Below are 17,553 nucleotides of genomic sequence, written 5' to 3'. Positions count from 1 at the left end.
TGCCGATCGCGGAAGGGCGCGGTGTTCACTCCTCGCCGCCCGTGAGCGCGACATAGGCGGCCCGGTCGAGCAGAGCGTCGACCTCGGCGGGGTCGACCCGGATCTTCACGAGCCAGCCTGCGTCGAATGCGCCGCTGTTGACGATCGAGGGGTCGTCGACGACGGCGGAGTTGATCTCGATGACCTCACCGGACAGGGGCGCATAGAGCTCTCCGACCGACTTCGTCGACTCGATCTCACCGCACACGGTGTTCGCCGTCACGGTGGACCCCACCGCGGGGAGGTCGACGAAGACGACGTCACCCAGCTTCTCGGCGGCATAGTCGGTCACCCCGACCGTGGCGATGTCGCCCTCGAGGGCGACCCACTCGTGCTCTTCGGTGTACTTGAGGCTGGTCAGGTCGGTCATGCGGTCCTCCGATAGAAAGGCAGGGCGGTCACGGTCGCGGGAATGCGGGTTCCCCGCACATCGATGAAAAGAGGGGTATCGGTCTCGGCGAGCGTCGGCGGGACGAAGGCCATCGCGATGGGATAGCCGAGGGTGGGGCTCAGCGCCCCGCTGGTGATCTCCCCCACGGGCTCGCCCGCAGCATCCAGCACGGCGTACCCGGCGCGGCCGGCACGGCGACCCTCGGCGACGATTCCGACCAGCACGGGCAGACTCACGGATGCCGCGGCGAGCGCTTCCCGCCCGACGAACTGGTCCTTGTCGCCCGCGACGACGCGGCCGAGCCCTGCTTGTGCGGGAAGGATCTCGGTGGACAGCTCGTGTCCGTGCAGCGGCATGCCGGCTTCGAGACGCAGCGTGTCGCGCGCGGCGAGGCCCGCGGGGACGAGCCCGAGCGGCTCCCCCGCCTCGAGCAGCGCGTCCCACAATGCCGGCGCGAGCGCATTGGACACCATCAGTTCGAAGCCGTCTTCGCCCGTGTAGCCGGTCCGCGCGACGAACAGCTGCCCGTCCTCGAAGGTCCCCTGCGACCACGCGTAGTACCCCAGGTCGGCCAGCGCCGGAGCGACGTCAGCAATGCCCACGGTAGCTTCCACGATCTCTCGTGCGCGCGGGCCCTGCACCGCGATCAGCGACGTCTGGTCGGAGATGTCCTCGACGCGCGCCTTCTCCGCGCCAACCACGAACGCGAAGCTGCCGTCCGCGGCCGGCTCGCGGGCAGCACGTACGATCTCCGCCGCCCGGTCGACCCGCGCCGCGAACGCGTCGGCCACCCGTGCGCGGTTGCCGGCGTTGGAGATGACAAGGAAGTCGTCGTCCCCGGTCCGGTACACGATGACGTCGTCGATCACGCCGCCGTTCTCGTCGAGCAACAGCGAGTACTTCGCCTTGCCGATCTTCATGGTCGAGATCCGCCCGGCGAGCGCATAGTCGAGGAAGGCGGCGGCGCCCGAACCGGTCACGAGGAACTCCGCCATGTGCGAGATGTCGAACAGGCCCGCCGCCCGTCGCACGGCGTGATGTTCGGCCAAGTCGGAGGTATACCGCACCGGCATGTTCCAGCCACCGAAGTCGGTGAACGAAGCACCGAGCGCGGCATGGCGATCGGCGAGGGCGGTGGTGCGAAGGTCTGGCATGAGTTCTCCCCGAGATCGGGTGGACGGACACCGGGACCGGTATCCGTGAACTCCCCCTCTGTCATGGGCCTGAGAGTTTCACCGGTCCCGCATCAGCGGCACCGGCTTTCACCGTCGGCGGATTCCCCGCACTGTGGGAATCGCTTTTCAGAGCGGCCGGACGCGAGCGGTACGCGGACCTGAGAGATTGGCGGGGAGGCTTGCTCCTTCGGTGCCCGACGTCCTCCGAAACGGTGGATGCCGAGGCTCTCCCGCACACGTCATGCGGCCTGTCTTCAATTGCCCTGTCAGCATAGCGCGTGACCGTGCACGCGCTCAGCGCGTACAGCGCCCGGATGCGACGGTCGGCGAGTCGGCCGTGACGGAGGCGAGATCCGGTCGGAGCACCGACGTTGTCGTGGCATACCCACGGCCCTCGCCGTCGGCCCCACGGGCGAAGACAACGCCGATGACATCGCCGTCACCGCTCAAGAGGGGTCCGCCCGAGTTTCCGGGTTGCACATCGGCATCCAGTGCATAGATCTCCCGCGGCGACGCCGAGGTGTCGTAGATGTCGGGAACCGGCACGGAGGCGACCGACAGGACCCCGGCGGAGATGCTCGTGAACGGACCGCCGTGCGGGTACCCCTGCACCGCGGCCTGCGTTCCGGCCGCTGCGGGAGCGGCGATCGTGAGGGGCGCCGCGTCGAGCCCGGCGATCGAGATGATCGCGAAGTCGTCCACGGGGTCGAAGAGCACGATGCGCCCCTCGGTGGCTCGGCCACCGGGCAGCTCCACGATGGGGGTGTCGACGCCGGCCACGACATGGGCGTTGGTGACGACGAGCCCGCTCGCCGCAACGAACCCTGAACCCGTCATCGACACCCCGCACGCGTAGGCGGTGCCGCTCACCCGTGCGACCGAGGCGGCGGCGGCCTGGAGCTCCGGATCATCCAGCGTGATGGGCGGCGCGGTGGGAGTCACCACCGCGCCGATCGCCGCTTCCAGACGCGGCAGGCCGTCGGAGAGCAAAGCGCCGCGGGCGGCGGCGAGCGCTTCGTCCAGCTGCGGGGGCGTCAGCGCATCGAGCACGCCGATGACGCGGGACGATGCCACGGCCGACGAGACATAGGGGATGCCAGCGGTGGCGATACCCGACGACACCAGCAGCAACGCCAGTGCCGTGGCCACCGTGGTGAGGACGCCGCCGAGGGCACGCTCGAGTCCGCGCAGCCGGCTGCGATCCACGCCCCGACGCACCGCGCCGCCCACCGCGGCGCCGCCGGCTGTGCCGATCGCCACCAGTGCGAGCACGGCGGCGGCGAGCGCGACCGTGCGCCAGCCGCCGTCCGGCACGATCGTCGCGAACCACGGTGTCGCCAGGGGCAGCAACCAGAGCGCGGCCGCCGCTCCGACCACCATGCCGATGACGCTGCCGAGGCTCGCGAAGAAACCGCGCGCGATTCCCGACGCGAAAGCGATGAGCAGCGCAACGACAGCGATGATGTCCACGATGAGCACGGGTGACCTCCGCCGACACCGTAGCGGGCCACGCTTCACGGCGGCTGCACGCAGCCTTAATTCACGCCTGCGCCCATTTGACCTTCGTGTCGTGACGACTCTAAGATCGAGCCGAGGTTATGGTCATGATGACAAGAACAGATCCCCCATCGGACGGCATCCGCGTCGCCGTATCGACGGTGATCTTCAGCCTGCGCCGAGACCCGACCACGGGACGCCTTGCCGTCGTCCTCCCGCTGGTACGCCGCACGCGAGATCCTCACGAAGGACGATGGGCTCTCCCGGGTGGCTGGCTCGACGGCGCCGAAGAACTCGACGTCGCGGCATCGCGCACCCTCGCCGAGACCACGGGACTCGCCCCGAGCTACCTCGAGCAGCTCTACGCCTTCGGTGATATCGGACGCTCCCCCGGTCGGGTCGTCTCGATCGTGTACTGGGCGTTGCTGCGCGAGGGCGCCCAGCTGCCGATCGACGCCCATAATGTCGCGTGGTTCGACGCCTCCGATCTGCCGACGCTCGCCTTCGACCACAACCACATCGTCGACTACGCCCTCTGGCGTCTGCGCAACAAAGTCGGCTACAGCCGCATTGCCCACGGTCTTCTGCCCGACCTGTTCAGCCTGTCGGATCTGCGCGAGGTCTACGAGGCGATCCTCGAACGCGACCTCGACCCGGCCAACTTCCGCCGCCAGGTGGAGAACTCGGGCACCCTCATCCCCACCGAGCAGTTCCGCACGGGCAGCCACCGCCCGGCGCGGCTCTACCGCTACAACCACGACGTGGAGCTCGCTGAACGCGGCCCGCTCCGATCCGACATCACACCCGCAACCGCACCACCGGTCCTTCCCGAAAAGGTCACGACATGAGCGCCACTGTTCTCACCCTGCAACCCCGGCCGGACGTGGTCGACCCGAGCGTCGACCACGGCATCCAGGCCATCGTCTCGGGCGCTTCCACCGCGGAGACGTGCAACACCGACCTCGCCGCGGGTCCGTGGGACTTCGACGGCCGGCCCGGCTATGGCCCCGGGTCGTCGATGGGCGACGTGATCCCCACCGGCGCACCCCGCCAGGGCGAACTGCCCGCCGTGTATCGCGCCGCCACCGAGAATGAGCTGCATGCGCGTATCCGCGCGGCCAAGGCCACGCTCGGTGACCGGGTGGTCATCCTCGGACACTTCTACCAGCGCGAAGAGGTCGTCACGCACGCCGACTACGTGGGCGACTCCTTTCAGCTGGCGAACGCGGCACTCGAACACCCGGATGCCGAGGCCATCGTCTTCTGCGGTGTGCACTTCATGGCCGAGACCGCCGATTTGCTCTCACGTCCCGAGCAAGCCGTGATCCTCCCAAACCTCGCCGCGGGATGTTCGATGGCGGATATGGCTTCGATCGACGAGGTAGAGGAGTGCTGGGAGCAGCTCGAAGAGCTGTACGGCGATCTCACCGCACCCGACGACGACGGACGGGTGCCGGTGATCCCCGTCACCTACATGAACTCGTCGGCTGCCATCAAGGGCTTCGTCGGCCGGCACGGCGGCATCGTCTGTACCTCCTCGAACGCGCGCACCGTGCTGGAGTGGGCATTCGAGCGCGGACGCCGCGTGTTGTTCTTCCCCGACCAGCACCTCGGCCGCAACACGGCCAAGGCCATGGGCGTTCCGCTCGAGCAGATGCCCATGTGGAACCCGCGCAAGCCGCTCGGCGGCTCGACGGACACCCAGCTCGAAGACGCGCGCGTCATCCTCTGGCACGGGTTCTGCTCGGTGCACCGTCGCTTCACCGTCGACCAGATCGCCGCGGCGCGCAACACCCACCCGGGCGTCCGTGTGATCGTGCATCCGGAGTGCCCGATGGCCGTCGTCGACGCCGCCGACGAGGCGGGCTCCACCGACTACATCCGCAAGGCGATCGCCGCCACCACTGAGCCGACCACCTTCGCCATCGGTACCGAGATCAATCTCGTGCAACGCCTCGCGGCGCAGTTCCCTCAACACGAGATCTTCTGCCTCGACCCTGTCGTCTGCCCGTGCTCGACGATGTACCGCATCCACCCGGGATATCTCGCGTGGGTACTGGAGAGCCTTGTGGCGGGCGTTGTCCTCAACCGGATCACGGTGCCGGGCGATGTCGCCGAGCCGGCACGTCTGGCCCTCGAGCGGATGCTGGCGGCCAAGCCGTGACCGCCACAACCGCACCGCGTGTGATCGTCGTCGGCTCCGGCATCGCCGGTCTGACCGCGGCGCTGCACGCCTCGGCGTCCGATTGCCGGGTGACCCTCGTCACCAAAGACGTCCTCGAACATGCGAACACGCGCTATGCCCAGGGCGGCATCGCGGGAGTGATGTTCGATGACGACAGCGCCGCCGCGCACGAGCACGACACGCTGATCGCCGGTGCCGGGCTCAGCGACCCCGAGGCTGTGCGCGTGCTCGTCACCGAAGGTCCCGACCGCATTCGCGAGCTGATCGCCCTCGGCGTCGCGTTCGATCGCGGCGTCGACGGCGAACTCGTGAAGGGCCTCGAAGCGGCACATTCATATCCGCGCGTTCTGCACGCCGGAGGTGACGCGACGGGCAGCGTCATCGAGAAGGCGCTGGTAGCGCGGCTGCGGGCGAGCGGAGTCGACGTGATCGAGCACGCGTTCCTCGTCGACCTCGTGCTCGCCGACGATGGATCGGTGCGCGGAGTCTCCTTGCTCGTCGACGACAGCCGTCGCGAAGTCATCGTGGCCGACGCGGTCGTGCTCGCCACCGGCGGCGCCGGCCAGCTGTATGCCCACACCACGAATCCTCCGGTCGCGACCGGCGACGGTATCGCCGCCGCCCTTCGCGCCGGAGCCGTGGTGCGAGATCTCGAGTTCTTCCAGTTCCACCCCACGGTGCTCACCGGTTCCGGTGACGCGTTTCTCATCTCCGAGGCCGTCCGCGGCGAAGGCGGCGTGTTGCGCGACGAGCAGGGTCGCCGCTTCATGCTCGACGCCCATGTCGACGCCGAGCTCGCCCCCCGCGATGTGGTCGCGCGCACGATCGCCGCGGTGATGGAAGAGCAGGAGGGACGGCCCGTGCTCCTGGATGCGACCGGGCTCGGCCAGACCGGTTCGGGTCCCGCTCGCAAGCAGACGGCGGCCTTCCTCGCCCGGCGCTTCCCCACGATCGACGCGGCGGTGCGCGAGCGCGGACTGGACTGGTCGCAGGAGCCCCTTCCGGTGACACCGGCGGCGCACTACCTGATGGGTGGTGTCGCTACCGACCTCGCGGGTCGCACCAGCATCCGCGGCCTCTACGCCGTCGGCGAGGTCGCCCGCACCGGTGTGCATGGGGCCAACCGGCTCGCTTCCAATTCTCTGCTCGAAGGAGCTGTCTTCGGTGCGCGGGCCGGCGACGCGATCGCCACCGACGCGGTGTCCGGCGCCTGGCCGCCGCAATCGGTGTTCTCGCCCACGACAGAGCCCGAGCCGGCCCCGGTGACGGTCGCCCCCCGCGCAGAAGAGCCGTTCTCGCGAGGCGCGCTGCAGCGCCTGATGTGGGACGATGCCGGGCTGGTGCGTGACGCGAGCGGACTCGCGCATGCGGCCGGTGTGCTGGCGGCCTGGCGCCGGGCGCCTCGTCACGCTGCGGATGAGGCCAGACTCGAGGACGAGAACCTCCTTCTCGTCGCGCAGGCCCTCGTGGATGCAGCGATCGCCCGCACCGCGTCGATCGGCGCCCACACGCGGCGAGATGAGGCTGCCGCGACGGCAGCCCGCACCCTGCAGGAGGCGACGTGCTGACCGCCCGTCACATCGACCGCGTGGTCGAGGCGGCTCTCGACGAGGACGCGCCGTGGGGAGATCTGACGAGTGCGTACCTCATCCCGGCGGATGCCGTCGCCACCGCCGATCTCGTGGCGCGGGAGGCCGGGGTCTTCAGCGGCGGTGATGTGTTCGCCGCCGCGTTCACCCGCACCGATCCCACAATCACGGTGGCTCTCGCCGTCGCCGACAGCGCACCGTTCGCCGCCGGACAGGTGCTGGCCACGGTGAGCGGTCCGGCGCGCGGAGTGCTCACCGCAGAACGCGTGGCGCTCAACCTGGTGCAGCGCATGTGCGGCATCGCGACCCTCACCGCCCGCTACGTCACCGCGGTCGCGGGTACCGGCGCCCGCATCGCCGACACCCGCAAGACGACGCCGGGACTGCGCGCCCTCGAGCGTCACGCGGTACGCAGCGGCGGCGGGCACAACCATCGCTACTCCCTCTCCGACGCGGTGATGGCGAAGGACAACCATCTCGCCGTGCTGACGGCCGGTGGCGGCGACGTCACGTCGGCGCTGCGCGACGCGCTGAGCGCTCTCCCCCACACGGCGCACGTGGAGGTCGAGGTCGATCGCCTCGATCAGATCGAGCCCGTGCTGGCGGCCGGCGACGCAACGGTGCGGATCGGCACGATCATGCTCGACAATTTCTCGATCGACGACCTGCGTTCCGGCGTCGCCCTGATCTCGCACCGGGTGACCGTCGAGGCGTCGGGAGGCGTGACGCTCGACACCGTCGCCGAGATCGCCGCGACCGGTGTCGATGTCATCTCCGTCGGCGCGCTCACCCACTCCGCACGTGCACTCGACCTCGGCCTGGACGTCCGTCTCGACGCGGCAGCCACGACCGGCCGACCGATCGCGGACTGAACGGCGATGCTCTACCTCGACCATGCCGCAACGGCCCCGGTCCGCCCGGAGGTGCTCGAGGCGATGCTGCCGTACCTTCGTGATCGTTTCGGCAACCCGTCGAGCCACCACACCGTCGGCGAGGCCGCGGCATCCGCCCTCGCCGACGCCCGCCAGCGGGTCGCTGCGGTCGTGGGCATGCGCCCGGCCGACATCGTCTTCACATCCGGCGGCACGGAAGCCGACAACCTCGCGGTCAAGGGGCTCGCCCTCGGCGCCGCGCTGCGTCGCGGCGCACCGCCCCACATTGTGACGACGCCCATCGAGCACGAAGCGATCCTCGCCTCGTGCGACTACCTGCGGCGCGTGCACGGAGCCGCTATCACCGAACTTCCGGTGGACACCACCGGCCGGATAGACCCCGCTGACCTCGCCGCGGCTGTCCGCCCGGCTACCGCCCTCGTCTCCATCGGCTATGCCAACAACGAGATCGGGACCATTCAGGATGTCGCCGCGCTCGCCGAGGCGACCCGTGCCGCCGGAGTGCCTCTGCACGTGGATGCTGTCCAGGCCGCGGGCTGGCTGCCGCTGGCAGGCACCGGTGCCGACGCGCTCTCGATCGCCGGACACAAGATCGGTGCCCCGTCCGGCATCGGCCTGCTCGCCGTGCGCAACCGCCTGCCGCTCGAGCCTCTCCTGCATGGCGGCGGCCAGGAGCGCGATCGGCGCAGCGGTACCGAGAACCTCGCCGGCGCCGTGGCCCTCGCGGCCGCCCTCGAGCTCGCTGAGGCCGAGCGCGTCGCCGCCGCTGCCCGCGTCACGGCGCTGCGAGACCGCTTCATCGACCGCGTCCTCCACCATGTGCCGACGGCCCGACTGACCGGACACCCTGTGCACCGGCTGCCGGGCACGGCGAGTTTCACCTTCGCCGGCACGAGCGGAGAAGCAGTGCTACTCGAGCTCGAACGCCGAGGCATCGTGTCGTCCAGCGGATCTGCCTGCGCGGCGGGCAGCGACGAGCCCTCGCACGTACTCCTCGCTCTCGGCGTGCCCGCCGCGCTCGCGCAGACGGCCGTGCGGTTCAGCTTCGGGCATGACCGCGCACGCGACGACGCCTCGCACGCGAGGACGCAACTCGACGCCGTGGCCGACGCGGTCGCCTCATCGGTGGCGGCGGTACGATCGGGCGCGTGAGTACCCCCGTCGTCACCGTCATCGTCCCTGGCCGAGACGTCGCTGCGTACGCCGCAGAGGCGCTGACGTCGCTGCGCGCGCAGAGTTTCACCGACTGGCGAGCCATCCTCATCGACGACGGATCGATCGATGGCACCGGCGACGTGTTCGCCGCCGCAGCAGCCGCCGACGCCCGGTTCCACGTGGTCACTCACGCGAGCCCGCGCGGGCTCGCCGCGGCGCGAAATGCTGGCCTCGATCTCGTCGACACCCCGTTCGTCGCGTTCCTCGACGCCGACGATATCCTCACCCCGCGGGCGCTGGAACGCTTCGTCGAAACGCTGAACCGCACCGGCAGCGACATGGTCGTCGGCGCGTACGTGCGCCTGCGGGCGGACGAACACGGCGAGTACCACCCGGGACCCGTGCAGCCCTGGGTGACTGCAGCGACGTCGCCGGAGAGGCTCCGCACTTCTCTCGCCGCCCACCCCGAGCTGTCGGGCAATATCGTCGCCTGGTCGAAACTCAGCAGGGTCGAGCTGTGGCGGCGGAGCGGACTGCGCTTTCCCGAGGGCAAGCTCTACGAGGACCAGATCGTCGCGCAACGGCTCTACACCGCGGCGCGCGCCGTCGATGTCATCCCCGACGTCGTGGTGCACTGGCGAGAGCGTGCAGACGGCACATCGATCACGCAGAACAAAGACCTGCTGCCCGTGCTGGTCGACTACCTCGAGGCGCTCCGCGGTGGCATCGCCGTTCTGGATGCCGCCGGCCAGCGCGCCGCGGCCGGCGCTCGCATCCGTCTGATCCTGGAGATGGATGTGCCCCCGCTCGTGCGCATCGCGCAGTCCCACCCCGACGACGCGTACCGCCGCGCGATGGGCGATTTCGTGAGGTACCTCCACGACCGGGCGCTCGCCGACGCGATCGCGCTCAACCCGCGGGCGGCGGACCTGCGCAGCGCCGCAGAACTCTGGTGACCTTCACGACGGCCACGGCTGAGCGTATCGACCTCAGCTGCCCTCGATAGGCCGCGCGGGAGTCTCCATGCCCATGATCGTCGCTGCGGCGATCTGCTCGACCGCCAACTCCGCGTAGAGTCCGCCCTGCGCCAGCAGCTCGGTGTGCGTGCCCGATTCGACGATGCGTCCGGCGTCGACGACGTGGATCGTGTCGGCGGTCACGACCGTCGACAGGCGATGGGCGATCGAGATCGTCGTGCGGCCGCGGGCGACGTTGTCCAGCGCCTCCTGCACGACGCGCTCGGACACCGTGTCCAGTGCCGACGTCGCCTCGTCCAGCAGCAGCACCGGCGGGTCCTTCAACAGCACACGAGCGATGGCGATGCGCTGTTTCTCCCCGCCGGAGAGGCGGTATCCTCGTTCACCGACGATGGTGTCGTATCCGCGCTCGAAGCGCATGATCGCGCCATGGATGTTCGCGGCCCGGCACGCCGCGAGGAGCTCGGCGTCGGTGGCGTCGGGCTTGGCATAGCGGAGGTTGTCGGCGATCGAGGCGTGGAACAGATACGTCTCCTGCGAGACGATGCCGATGTTCTGCACGATCGATTCCTGCGTCAGCGTCCGCACATCGGCCCCGCTGAACAGGACCTCCCCCTCCGATGCCTCATACAGGCGCGGTGCGAGATAGACCACGGTCGTCTTTCCCGCGCCGGACGGACCGACGAAGGCGATGTGCTGCCCGGGCTCCGCGACGAACGAAACGCCGTCGAGCGTCGGACGAGAAGTCGGCGCGGCATCCGGGTAGCGGAAGACCACCTCCCGGAACTCGACACGTCCCAGCGGTCCGGGCGCGGCAGACACCTCGATCGCGTCGGGGGCATCGACGATCGCCGGCGTCAGGTCGAGATACTCGAAGATGCGGGCGAACAGGGCCCGCGACGTCTGCAGATCGAGAGCGACACGCATGAGACCCATCAGCGGCTGCAGGAGGCGCGCCTGAACGGTGGTGAAGGCGACCACGGTGCCCGCGGTGATCACGCCGGTCCCGCCGACGATCAGGTACCCGGCGACGAGATAGATGACGGCGGGCACCGACGCCATGATGACCTGGACGACACCGAAGAAGCCCTGACCGCTCATCGCCCGCCGCACCTGCAAGCGCACCTGATTGGTGTTCTCGACGCGGTAGCGCTCCGACTCCGCGCGCTGGCGGTTGAACGACTTCGACAGCAGGATGCCGCTCACCGACAGCGTCTCCTGCGTGATGCTGGTGAGCTCGCTCAGCGACTCCTGCGTCTGGCCGGCGATGCGCGCGCGCACCTGCCCGACCCGGCGTTGGACGAGCACGAGCGCGGGCATCAAGATGACGGCGATGATCGTCAACCGCCAGTCGATGAGAACCATGGCGACGAGAGCCGAGATCACCGTCACGGTGTTGCCCAGGATGCTGGTGATCGTGTTGGTCAGCACGTCTGAGACGCCGCCGACGTCGTTCTGCAGTCGTGATTGGATGACGCCGGTCTTGGTGCGGGTGAAGAATCCCAGCTCCATCGCCTGGAGGTGATCGAACAGGCGCACGCGCAGGTCGCCCGTCACGCGGTTTCCCACCGTCGAGGTGAGCCAGGTCTGCGTCACACCGAGCACGGCGGAGAAGAGGAACAATCCGATCATCGTGAGCACGAGCCGGAGCAACAGCGAAAGGTCGGGGGCACCGCCGGTTGTCGGGAACAAGGCCTGATCGAAAATGCTCTGCACGAGAAGCGGCGGCACCACACCGATCGCTGCGCCCACGACGACGAGGATCGTGGTCAGGAGGATGCGGCCACGGTAGGGACGGAACAGACCGACGACCCGCGCGCGCAGGTCGACGACCTCCGGAGCCTGCGCGTTGAGTTGGCGTTGCCTTCCCTCGTCGACCCCGCGGAAGGCCGCCGCGCGACCTGACGGCCCCATGCCGCCCATCCCCATACTCATCGGGTCACTCTAACCCCGCGACACAGGGGCCGGCCGCCCACCGGAGCCGGCTCAGCTGAGGCCGGCGACGAGGTTGATCACGGTCCCCAAGATCACCGCGCCGAACAGATAGGCGAGGAGCGTCTGCGCCACGACGATACGGCGGATCTCATTCGCGGAGACGTCGGTGTCCGACACCTGGTAGGTCATGCCGAGCCCCACCGAGAAATAGCCGAAGTCGGAGTACATCGGATCGTCGTCCTGATTGAAGTCGATGCCGCCGGTGTTTCCCGCCGCCCGTCGCGCGTAGTAGACGTGGGCATAGCGGAGCATGTAGTCGACCTGGATCAACGCCCATGAACTGACCACTGCCGCGATGGCGACGCCGGCGGTGACGAAGGCGTGCGTTCTGCCGCCGTGCCCGCCGCCGACGAGTACCGCGATCACTCCCCCCAGGCTCGCGACGCTGCCGGCGAGGGCGATCAGCCGCGCCACCGGGCGCCCCGGGTCCACCGCGGTCGTGTGCGATCGGGTGGCAGCGGCGTCCATCGGCCACACCACCGACAACAGCCACACCACGTTGATCGCCGCAACGATCGCCCAGCCGGCCAGCAGCCCGACCGCGGCGCCGGATGCCACCCCGACGGCGACGGCGACGACGGCGCCCAGCGCCAGGGACAGGGGGCCGCGCACCGCGACCCTCGACGGATGGCGCGTGGTGGTCATGCTCAGATCGTCTCACCACCCTGCGGGAATGCGATGTCCGACCCGGCGGTTAGGGTGAGGAGCTTGCTGCATCGCATCTCATGCGCCCTACCCCGAAGACTCGAGGAGTCCCATGACCGCCGCCGACAACACCGCCGTTTCGCAGGCGTCAGCCCAGGTGGGTGCCAAGGAGAACCGTGTGATCTGGCTGCTGCTGGCCGCCGCGTTCGTGGCGATCCTCAACGAGACGACGATGGGCGTGGCGATCCCGCACCTGATCGGCGACCTCGGCATCACCGCCGTCGCGGCGCAGTGGCTCACAACCGCCTTCATGCTGACGATGGCCGTGGTGATCCCGACCACGGGTTTTCTCTTGCGACGCTTCACGACGCGGGCGATGTTCGCGACCGCGATGGGACTGTTCTCTGCCGGGACGCTGATCGCGCTGATCGCGCCGGGGTTCGAAGTGCTCCTCGTCGGTCGCGTCGTCCAGGCATCCGGCACGGCGATCATGATGCCGTTGCTCATGACCACGCTGATGACAGTCGTGCCGCCGCACCTGCGCGGACGCATGATGGGCCGCGTCAGCCTGGTCATCTCCATCGCTCCCGCCATCGGCCCCACCATGGCGGGCGTCGTACTCGACAACCTCACCTGGCGCTGGATCTTCGCGATCGTGCTTCCGATCGCCGTCGTCGCCCTCGTCGTCGGCGTCCGGTGGATCCATAACCTCGGCGAGCAGACACACGCGCCGATCGACATCCCGTCAGTCCTGCTGTCGGCGTTGGGATTCGGCGGACTGGTCTTCGGGATCAGCCAGGTCGGCGGACACGGCACCGACGCTGCTGCCGAGACCACGGCCGTGACCACCCTCGTGGTGGCCCTCACGATCGGCGTGGTGGCGCTGGGCGCATTCCTCTGGCGTCAGGTGTCGCTGCAGAAGAAGGACGATGCGCTCCTGGACCTGCGGATTTTTCGGTCAGGCAACTTCTCGCTCTCGGTGGCCCACTTCGCCGTGATGTCGCTGGCGTTCTTCGGCACGCTCACCGCGTTGCCGCTCTACCTGCAGAACACGCTGGGGCTGTCGGCGAGCGCGTCCGGTCTGGTCGTGCTGCCCGGGGCGCTCGCGATGGGCGTGCTCGGCCCGGTCATCGGGCGGGTCTACGACCGCCGAGGCACACGGATCCTGCTGGTGCCCGGCACCATCATCGTGCTCGCCGTGCTGTGGGGTTTCACGATGCTCACCGAATCGACTCCCGTCTGGATCCTCGTGGTCACGCAGACGGTGCTGTCCATCGGACTCGCCCTCTCGTTCACGCCGTTGTTCACGGCGTCGCTAGGTTCCTTGGAGCCCCGCTTCTACTCCTACGGGAGCGCGACGGTGTCGACCGTGCAACAGGTCGCCGGCGCCGCTGGCGTCGCGCTGCTCATCTCGGTGATGGCCTCGGCATCCGCCTCCGCAGCAGCAACGGGCGCCGCGGAGGCTGCTGCCGGGGCGGCGGGGGCGCGCTCCGCGTTCCTCCTGGCGGCGATCATCGGCACACCCCTGCTGATCAGCGCCTTCCTGATCCGCAAGCCTGCTGACGCCGTCGCTGGTCCCCCCTCACACTGAGGCTGCGGGCGAAGGCGAGATCAGCTGAGACTGCAGGAACCGCCACCGCAGCACGAGCCGGCATCGGCGCCGCGATCGGCCAGCGGCAGCAGAGTGACGGGCTGCGGGGATGCCGCGGCCCCCGGAGTCTGCAGCTGCGGCGTGGGAAGGTTCGAGGTTGCCATCCTTCGATGATACGACGCTGTCGACCCCCGTGGCCGTGACGCGCCCTCCACGCGATGAGGCCTGCCTGCCCCGAGGCGATCAATCCCAGTCGAGGTAGTCCTCGATGAACCAGGATGTTTCACCGGGGTGAGTCAGCGGGAAGAAGTGTCCAGCACCGTCGACGGTCTTGACACTGACGAGTCCCGGTGCGGATTCCTGAAGGGCCGCACCGCCCGCGGCAGGCGTCACCGTGTCTTCGGCTGCCTGGATCACGAGCACCGGAGTCGCGTCGGCGATCGGCCGCCACCGGTCGGTGGCCGTCGCCGTCAGCGCGTCCGCCTGCGCTCGGAGGAGTTCGCTCTGCGCCGAGAAACCGTCGCCGAAGACAGCGCGCACCTCGGCATCCAGTGCCTCGTCCGCGGGCTCCCCCTCAGCGACCCCGAGCAGAAGCACACCGTTGACGTGATCGTGGTGTTCGAGGGCGACCGTACGAGCGATCGCACCTCCGAAGCCGTGCCCACCGATCCACGCCTCGTCGATACCGAGGTGGTCGAGCGCGTCCACGACATCCTGAGCGAGCTCGCTGAGAGTGACCTCGCCCGGCCCGACACGAGAGCCGATGCGAACGACACGAAAGTCCTCTTCGACGAGAATGCTGACGAGCGCACCGAAGTACGCGTAATCCAGCCCCGCTTCAGGGAGGAGCACGATGGCGGGCCCGGATCCCTCGTCGAGATAGCTGATATCACGAACGCCGGCATCGAAGATCTGTCGCTGGTTGTCGGTCACGATCTTCCATCATAGGCGTCGCGATTCGGCGCCCTACGACCCGTGGATCGGGACACCCGCGCATCACAGGATCAGGCGCCCAGCTTCTTGGCTGCCTTCTTGGCCGCCTTGTCGATGACCTTCCGGGACTGTACGCGTGCCTTCTTCAGCGAAGGGTCGTCCCAGAGGTGCTTTGCTGCGGCGCTGATGTCGCGATAGCGCGAGCGCCCAGCGCGAGCGCCGAGGACGTAGCCCGCTCCGGCCGCAAGGGCGACGGTGATCCAGAACTTCAGTCCCGACATGGTTCCTCCTCGATCGACGTGTCCGATCAGGCTATGTCGAGGTTTCGCGGTCGGCCCAGGGGTTGACATCTCGACGTGAGACCGTCGGTGTGCGTTGTATCAGGGACGGTGGAACGGATCGGCGTAGAGCCGTTCCGGCACGCGGAAGCCGTAGATCGCGCGCCCGGTCGCCCAGATGGCGGCCGCCCCGGCGCGAACGAGGTCGATAGGACGCGATCCTTCCGCGACGATGTGGATGTCGGGTCCGTCGATGCGCACCGCAGCGTCGCGCACACTCGTGACGTCGCCGCGGACCTCGGTGTCGGGATATTCCTCGTGCAGTTCGCGGAGGTCGCCGAGGATATAGGTGGGGCGTGATGTCGGAGGCGCGGCCAACACGTGCTTGGGACGGTCGATGCCGGTGAGAACGAGCACGGAGTCCAGGCCCGCAGCCTGAGCGCCGGCGATATCCGTATCGAGTCGATCTCCGATGAACAGTGGGCGTTGCGCTCCGAAACGCGCCACCGCTTCGTCGAAGATCGCGCGTTCCGGCTTGCCCGCGACGACGGCGAGACGCCCCACCGCGGTGTGCACCGCGGACACGAGCGTGCCGTTACCCGGCGCGATCCCCCGCGCCTGCGGGATCGTCCAGTCGGTGTTCGTGGCGATCCATGGGATGCCGCCAGCATCCTCCGGTGCCGCCAACGCGAAGGATGCCTCTGCCAGGTGTTCCCATCCCACATGCGGAGCGAAACCCTGGACGACGGCAGCGGGGGCATCATCGGCGCTGCGCGTGACGACATACCCGGCCTTCTCGAGCTCGAAGACGAGGCCGTCTCCCCCGACGACGAGAATCGTCGCGCCCGGGGCCACACGCTCACGAAGAAGTCGCACCGCGGCCTGAGGGCTGGTGACGACATCGTCGGGCTGCGTCGAGGAGAGCCCGAGCTCGCGCAGGTGATCGGCCACGGTGGCGTCGCGACGCGACGCGTTGTTCGTGATGTAACCCAGACGGCGCGACGCGCCGGCGGCATTCAGGCTCTCGATCGCGTAGGGCAACGCACCTGCGCCGGCGTAGACCACGCCGTCGAGATCGGCGAGCACGGCATCCACGCCGTCCAGGGGCGTCGTGCGCGCACGACGGGAGAACAGCGCCATCAGTGGTCGTCTTCTGCTGCGACATCGTCGCCAGCGTCCTCCGAGGCAACCTGGTCACCCGTCGGCGCATCGGATTCGTCGAGCGCGACGTCGGCGGTCGAGCCTTCGGGAGCGTCGTTGTCGTCCGCGGGGAGCGGAACCTCCTCGACCTCGTCGATCTCGATCACCTCGAAATCGGCGTCTGCCGCTCCGACGGCCTCCGCCGCGATGTCGGCGCGACGCTGCCACTGGGCGGCCTCGTCAATCCGCCCGAGTTCCTCCAGCACGGCCGCGCGCGCCGCGAAGAGCCCTGGGCTCCAACTGAAGGCGCGGTCGGGGTCGAGCTCCGGGATGTCGAGTTCTTGCAGGGCCCGATCGGTTTCGCCGAGGTCGAGACGAGCACCGGACATGGCGATCGCCAGCTGCACCCGCACCTCGGTGGGCAGCGCTGCGCGATCGACTGCCCGCCCGACCTCGAGCGCCCGGTCGGGGCGTCCGACGCCACGCTCGCTGTCGACGAGCAGGGCGATCTGGTCGTCACGACCGGAGATACGGCGATACGTGCGCAGCTCGCGCACTGCCAATGCGAAGTCACCGAGTGCATACGCCGTGATGGCGACTGTCTCACGGACGATAGCGATGCGACCTGCGCTGCGCGAAGCCGCCAGAGCGTGTTCGTGCGCGCGCTCGACGTCGTCATCGATCAGGCGCGCTGCCATCGCAAGGTGACGTGCAACCTGTTCGGCGTTCTCCTTGGACAGCGTCTTGAGCTCGTTGCGCGCGCCCGCGGGAAGATCCTGAGGCGTGACGTCGTCGGGCAGCGGAGGAGCAGCCGGACCGGTACGGCGCTCGGAGCTCTGAGGCGGACGTGACGCGTGCGTGTCGCGCGCGGCATACGGGCGACGTTCACCATCGCGCGAGGAAGAGGACCGTCGATCTCCGTCCCGCGAACTGTACGAACGACGTTCACCATCGCGCGGCGGGTACGACTTCCGCTCACCATCACGAGGCGGATACGACTTCCGCTCACCATCACGAGGCGGATACGACTTCCGCTCACCATCACGAGGCGGATACGACTTCCGCTCACC

Annotated in this window: 17 protein-coding genes and 1 riboswitch; of the genes, 7 read left to right on the top strand and 10 right to left on the bottom strand. The window is 69.0% G+C overall.

From position 1 onward, the window contains the following. Positions 1–25 precede the first annotated feature (25 nt). From gcvH to ITJ43_RS00075, 3 genes are all read right to left on the bottom strand, one after another. Positions 26–409: a glycine cleavage system protein GcvH gene (gene gcvH, locus ITJ43_RS00085; RefSeq protein WP_194581063.1), complete on the bottom strand. Its 384-nt coding sequence runs from the start codon at positions 407–409 to the stop codon at positions 26–28. Beyond that, positions 406–1,584, bottom strand: coding sequence for a glycine cleavage system aminomethyltransferase GcvT (locus ITJ43_RS00080; protein WP_194581062.1), 1,179 nt, complete (start codon positions 1,582–1,584; stop codon positions 406–408). Before ITJ43_RS00080 ends, gcvH begins: the two co-directional genes overlap by 4 nt. Before the next feature lie 157 nt (positions 1,585–1,741). Then, a riboswitch (glycine riboswitch) is annotated at positions 1,742–1,848 on the bottom strand. Between the two features lie 51 nt (positions 1,849–1,899). Then, on the bottom strand, positions 1,900–3,084 hold the full coding sequence (locus ITJ43_RS00075) for a MarP family serine protease (protein ID WP_194581061.1): 1,185 nt from the start codon (positions 3,082–3,084) through the stop codon (positions 1,900–1,902). 128 nt (positions 3,085–3,212) lie between these two features. On the opposite strand from ITJ43_RS00075, the gene ITJ43_RS00070 reads away from it, so the two are divergent. Genes ITJ43_RS00070 through ITJ43_RS00045 form a run of 6 tightly spaced genes read left to right on the top strand, consistent with a single transcriptional unit; the run spans position 3,213 to position 9,880 of the window. Beyond that, the gene (locus ITJ43_RS00070; RefSeq protein ID WP_194582362.1) at positions 3,213–3,950 is read left to right on the top strand and encodes an NUDIX hydrolase; all 738 of its coding nucleotides are present in this window, start codon (positions 3,213–3,215) and stop codon (positions 3,948–3,950) included. Continuing rightward, positions 3,947–5,266 (top strand): quinolinate synthase NadA, encoded by a 1,320-nt coding sequence (nadA, locus tag ITJ43_RS00065; protein ID WP_194581060.1) that lies wholly within the window; start codon positions 3,947–3,949, stop codon positions 5,264–5,266. Before ITJ43_RS00070 ends, nadA begins: the two co-directional genes overlap by 4 nt. Beyond that, complete coding sequence (gene nadB / locus ITJ43_RS00060) at positions 5,263–6,855, top strand: L-aspartate oxidase (protein ID WP_194581059.1); 1,593 nt, start codon at positions 5,263–5,265, stop codon at positions 6,853–6,855. The genes nadA and nadB overlap by 4 nt, the downstream gene beginning before the upstream one ends. Further along, positions 6,849–7,748, top strand: coding sequence for a carboxylating nicotinate-nucleotide diphosphorylase (gene nadC / locus ITJ43_RS00055; protein ID WP_194581058.1), 900 nt, complete (start codon positions 6,849–6,851; stop codon positions 7,746–7,748). Before nadB ends, nadC begins: the two co-directional genes overlap by 7 nt. A gap of 6 nt (positions 7,749–7,754) precedes the next feature. Continuing rightward, entirely contained in the window at positions 7,755–8,921 is a 1,167-nt protein-coding gene (locus ITJ43_RS00050) for a cysteine desulfurase family protein (RefSeq protein ID WP_194581057.1), read from the top strand. Then, on the top strand, positions 8,918–9,880 hold the full coding sequence (locus tag ITJ43_RS00045; RefSeq protein WP_194581056.1) for a glycosyltransferase family 2 protein: 963 nt from the start codon (positions 8,918–8,920) through the stop codon (positions 9,878–9,880). Before ITJ43_RS00050 ends, ITJ43_RS00045 begins: the two co-directional genes overlap by 4 nt. Positions 9,881–9,913: 33 nt before the next feature. Here ITJ43_RS00045 and ITJ43_RS00040 read toward each other — a convergent pair whose 3' ends face one another. Continuing rightward, positions 9,914–11,824 (bottom strand): ABC transporter ATP-binding protein, encoded by a 1,911-nt coding sequence (locus ITJ43_RS00040; protein ID WP_194582360.1) that lies wholly within the window; start codon positions 11,822–11,824, stop codon positions 9,914–9,916. Between the two features lie 63 nt (positions 11,825–11,887). Next, positions 11,888–12,541: a DUF1345 domain-containing protein gene (locus ITJ43_RS00035; RefSeq protein ID WP_194581055.1), complete on the bottom strand. Its 654-nt coding sequence runs from the start codon at positions 12,539–12,541 to the stop codon at positions 11,888–11,890. Between the two features lie 112 nt (positions 12,542–12,653). On the opposite strand from ITJ43_RS00035, the gene ITJ43_RS00030 reads away from it, so the two are divergent. Beyond that, a complete protein-coding gene (locus tag ITJ43_RS00030) occupies positions 12,654–14,132 on the top strand; it encodes a DHA2 family efflux MFS transporter permease subunit (RefSeq protein WP_194581054.1) in 1,479 nt (492 codons plus the stop codon). Between the two features lie 20 nt (positions 14,133–14,152). Here ITJ43_RS00030 and ITJ43_RS00025 read toward each other — a convergent pair whose 3' ends face one another. The 5 genes from ITJ43_RS00025 to ITJ43_RS00005 form a co-directional block, all read right to left on the bottom strand. Beyond that, positions 14,153–14,296 carry a hypothetical protein gene (locus tag ITJ43_RS00025; protein ID WP_194581053.1) on the bottom strand — a complete coding sequence of 48 codons (144 nt, stop codon included), beginning with the start codon at positions 14,294–14,296 and terminating at the stop codon, positions 14,153–14,155. A 79-nt stretch (positions 14,297–14,375) separates the two neighbouring features. Next, positions 14,376–15,065 (bottom strand): alpha/beta fold hydrolase, encoded by a 690-nt coding sequence (locus tag ITJ43_RS00020; RefSeq protein WP_194581052.1) that lies wholly within the window; start codon positions 15,063–15,065, stop codon positions 14,376–14,378. Positions 15,066–15,136: 71 nt separating this feature from the next. Further along, on the bottom strand, positions 15,137–15,346 hold the full coding sequence (locus ITJ43_RS00015) for a hypothetical protein (protein ID WP_194581051.1): 210 nt from the start codon (positions 15,344–15,346) through the stop codon (positions 15,137–15,139). A 99-nt stretch (positions 15,347–15,445) separates the two neighbouring features. Further along, complete coding sequence (locus ITJ43_RS00010; RefSeq protein WP_194581050.1) at positions 15,446–16,483, bottom strand: HAD-IIA family hydrolase; 1,038 nt, start codon at positions 16,481–16,483, stop codon at positions 15,446–15,448. Then, positions 16,483–17,181, bottom strand: coding sequence for a hypothetical protein (locus ITJ43_RS00005; RefSeq protein WP_228495257.1), 699 nt, complete (start codon positions 17,179–17,181; stop codon positions 16,483–16,485). The genes ITJ43_RS00010 and ITJ43_RS00005 overlap by 1 nt, the downstream gene beginning before the upstream one ends. Positions 17,182–17,553: the final 372 nt, after the last annotated feature.

It is taken from the genome of Microbacterium sp. VKM Ac-2870 (assembly GCF_015350795.1).
In the GTDB taxonomy this organism is placed as follows: domain Bacteria; phylum Actinomycetota; class Actinomycetes; order Actinomycetales; family Microbacteriaceae; genus Microbacterium.
Note: the sequence above shows the minus strand (reverse complement) of the source record. Positions and strands in the feature narration are given on the sequence as shown.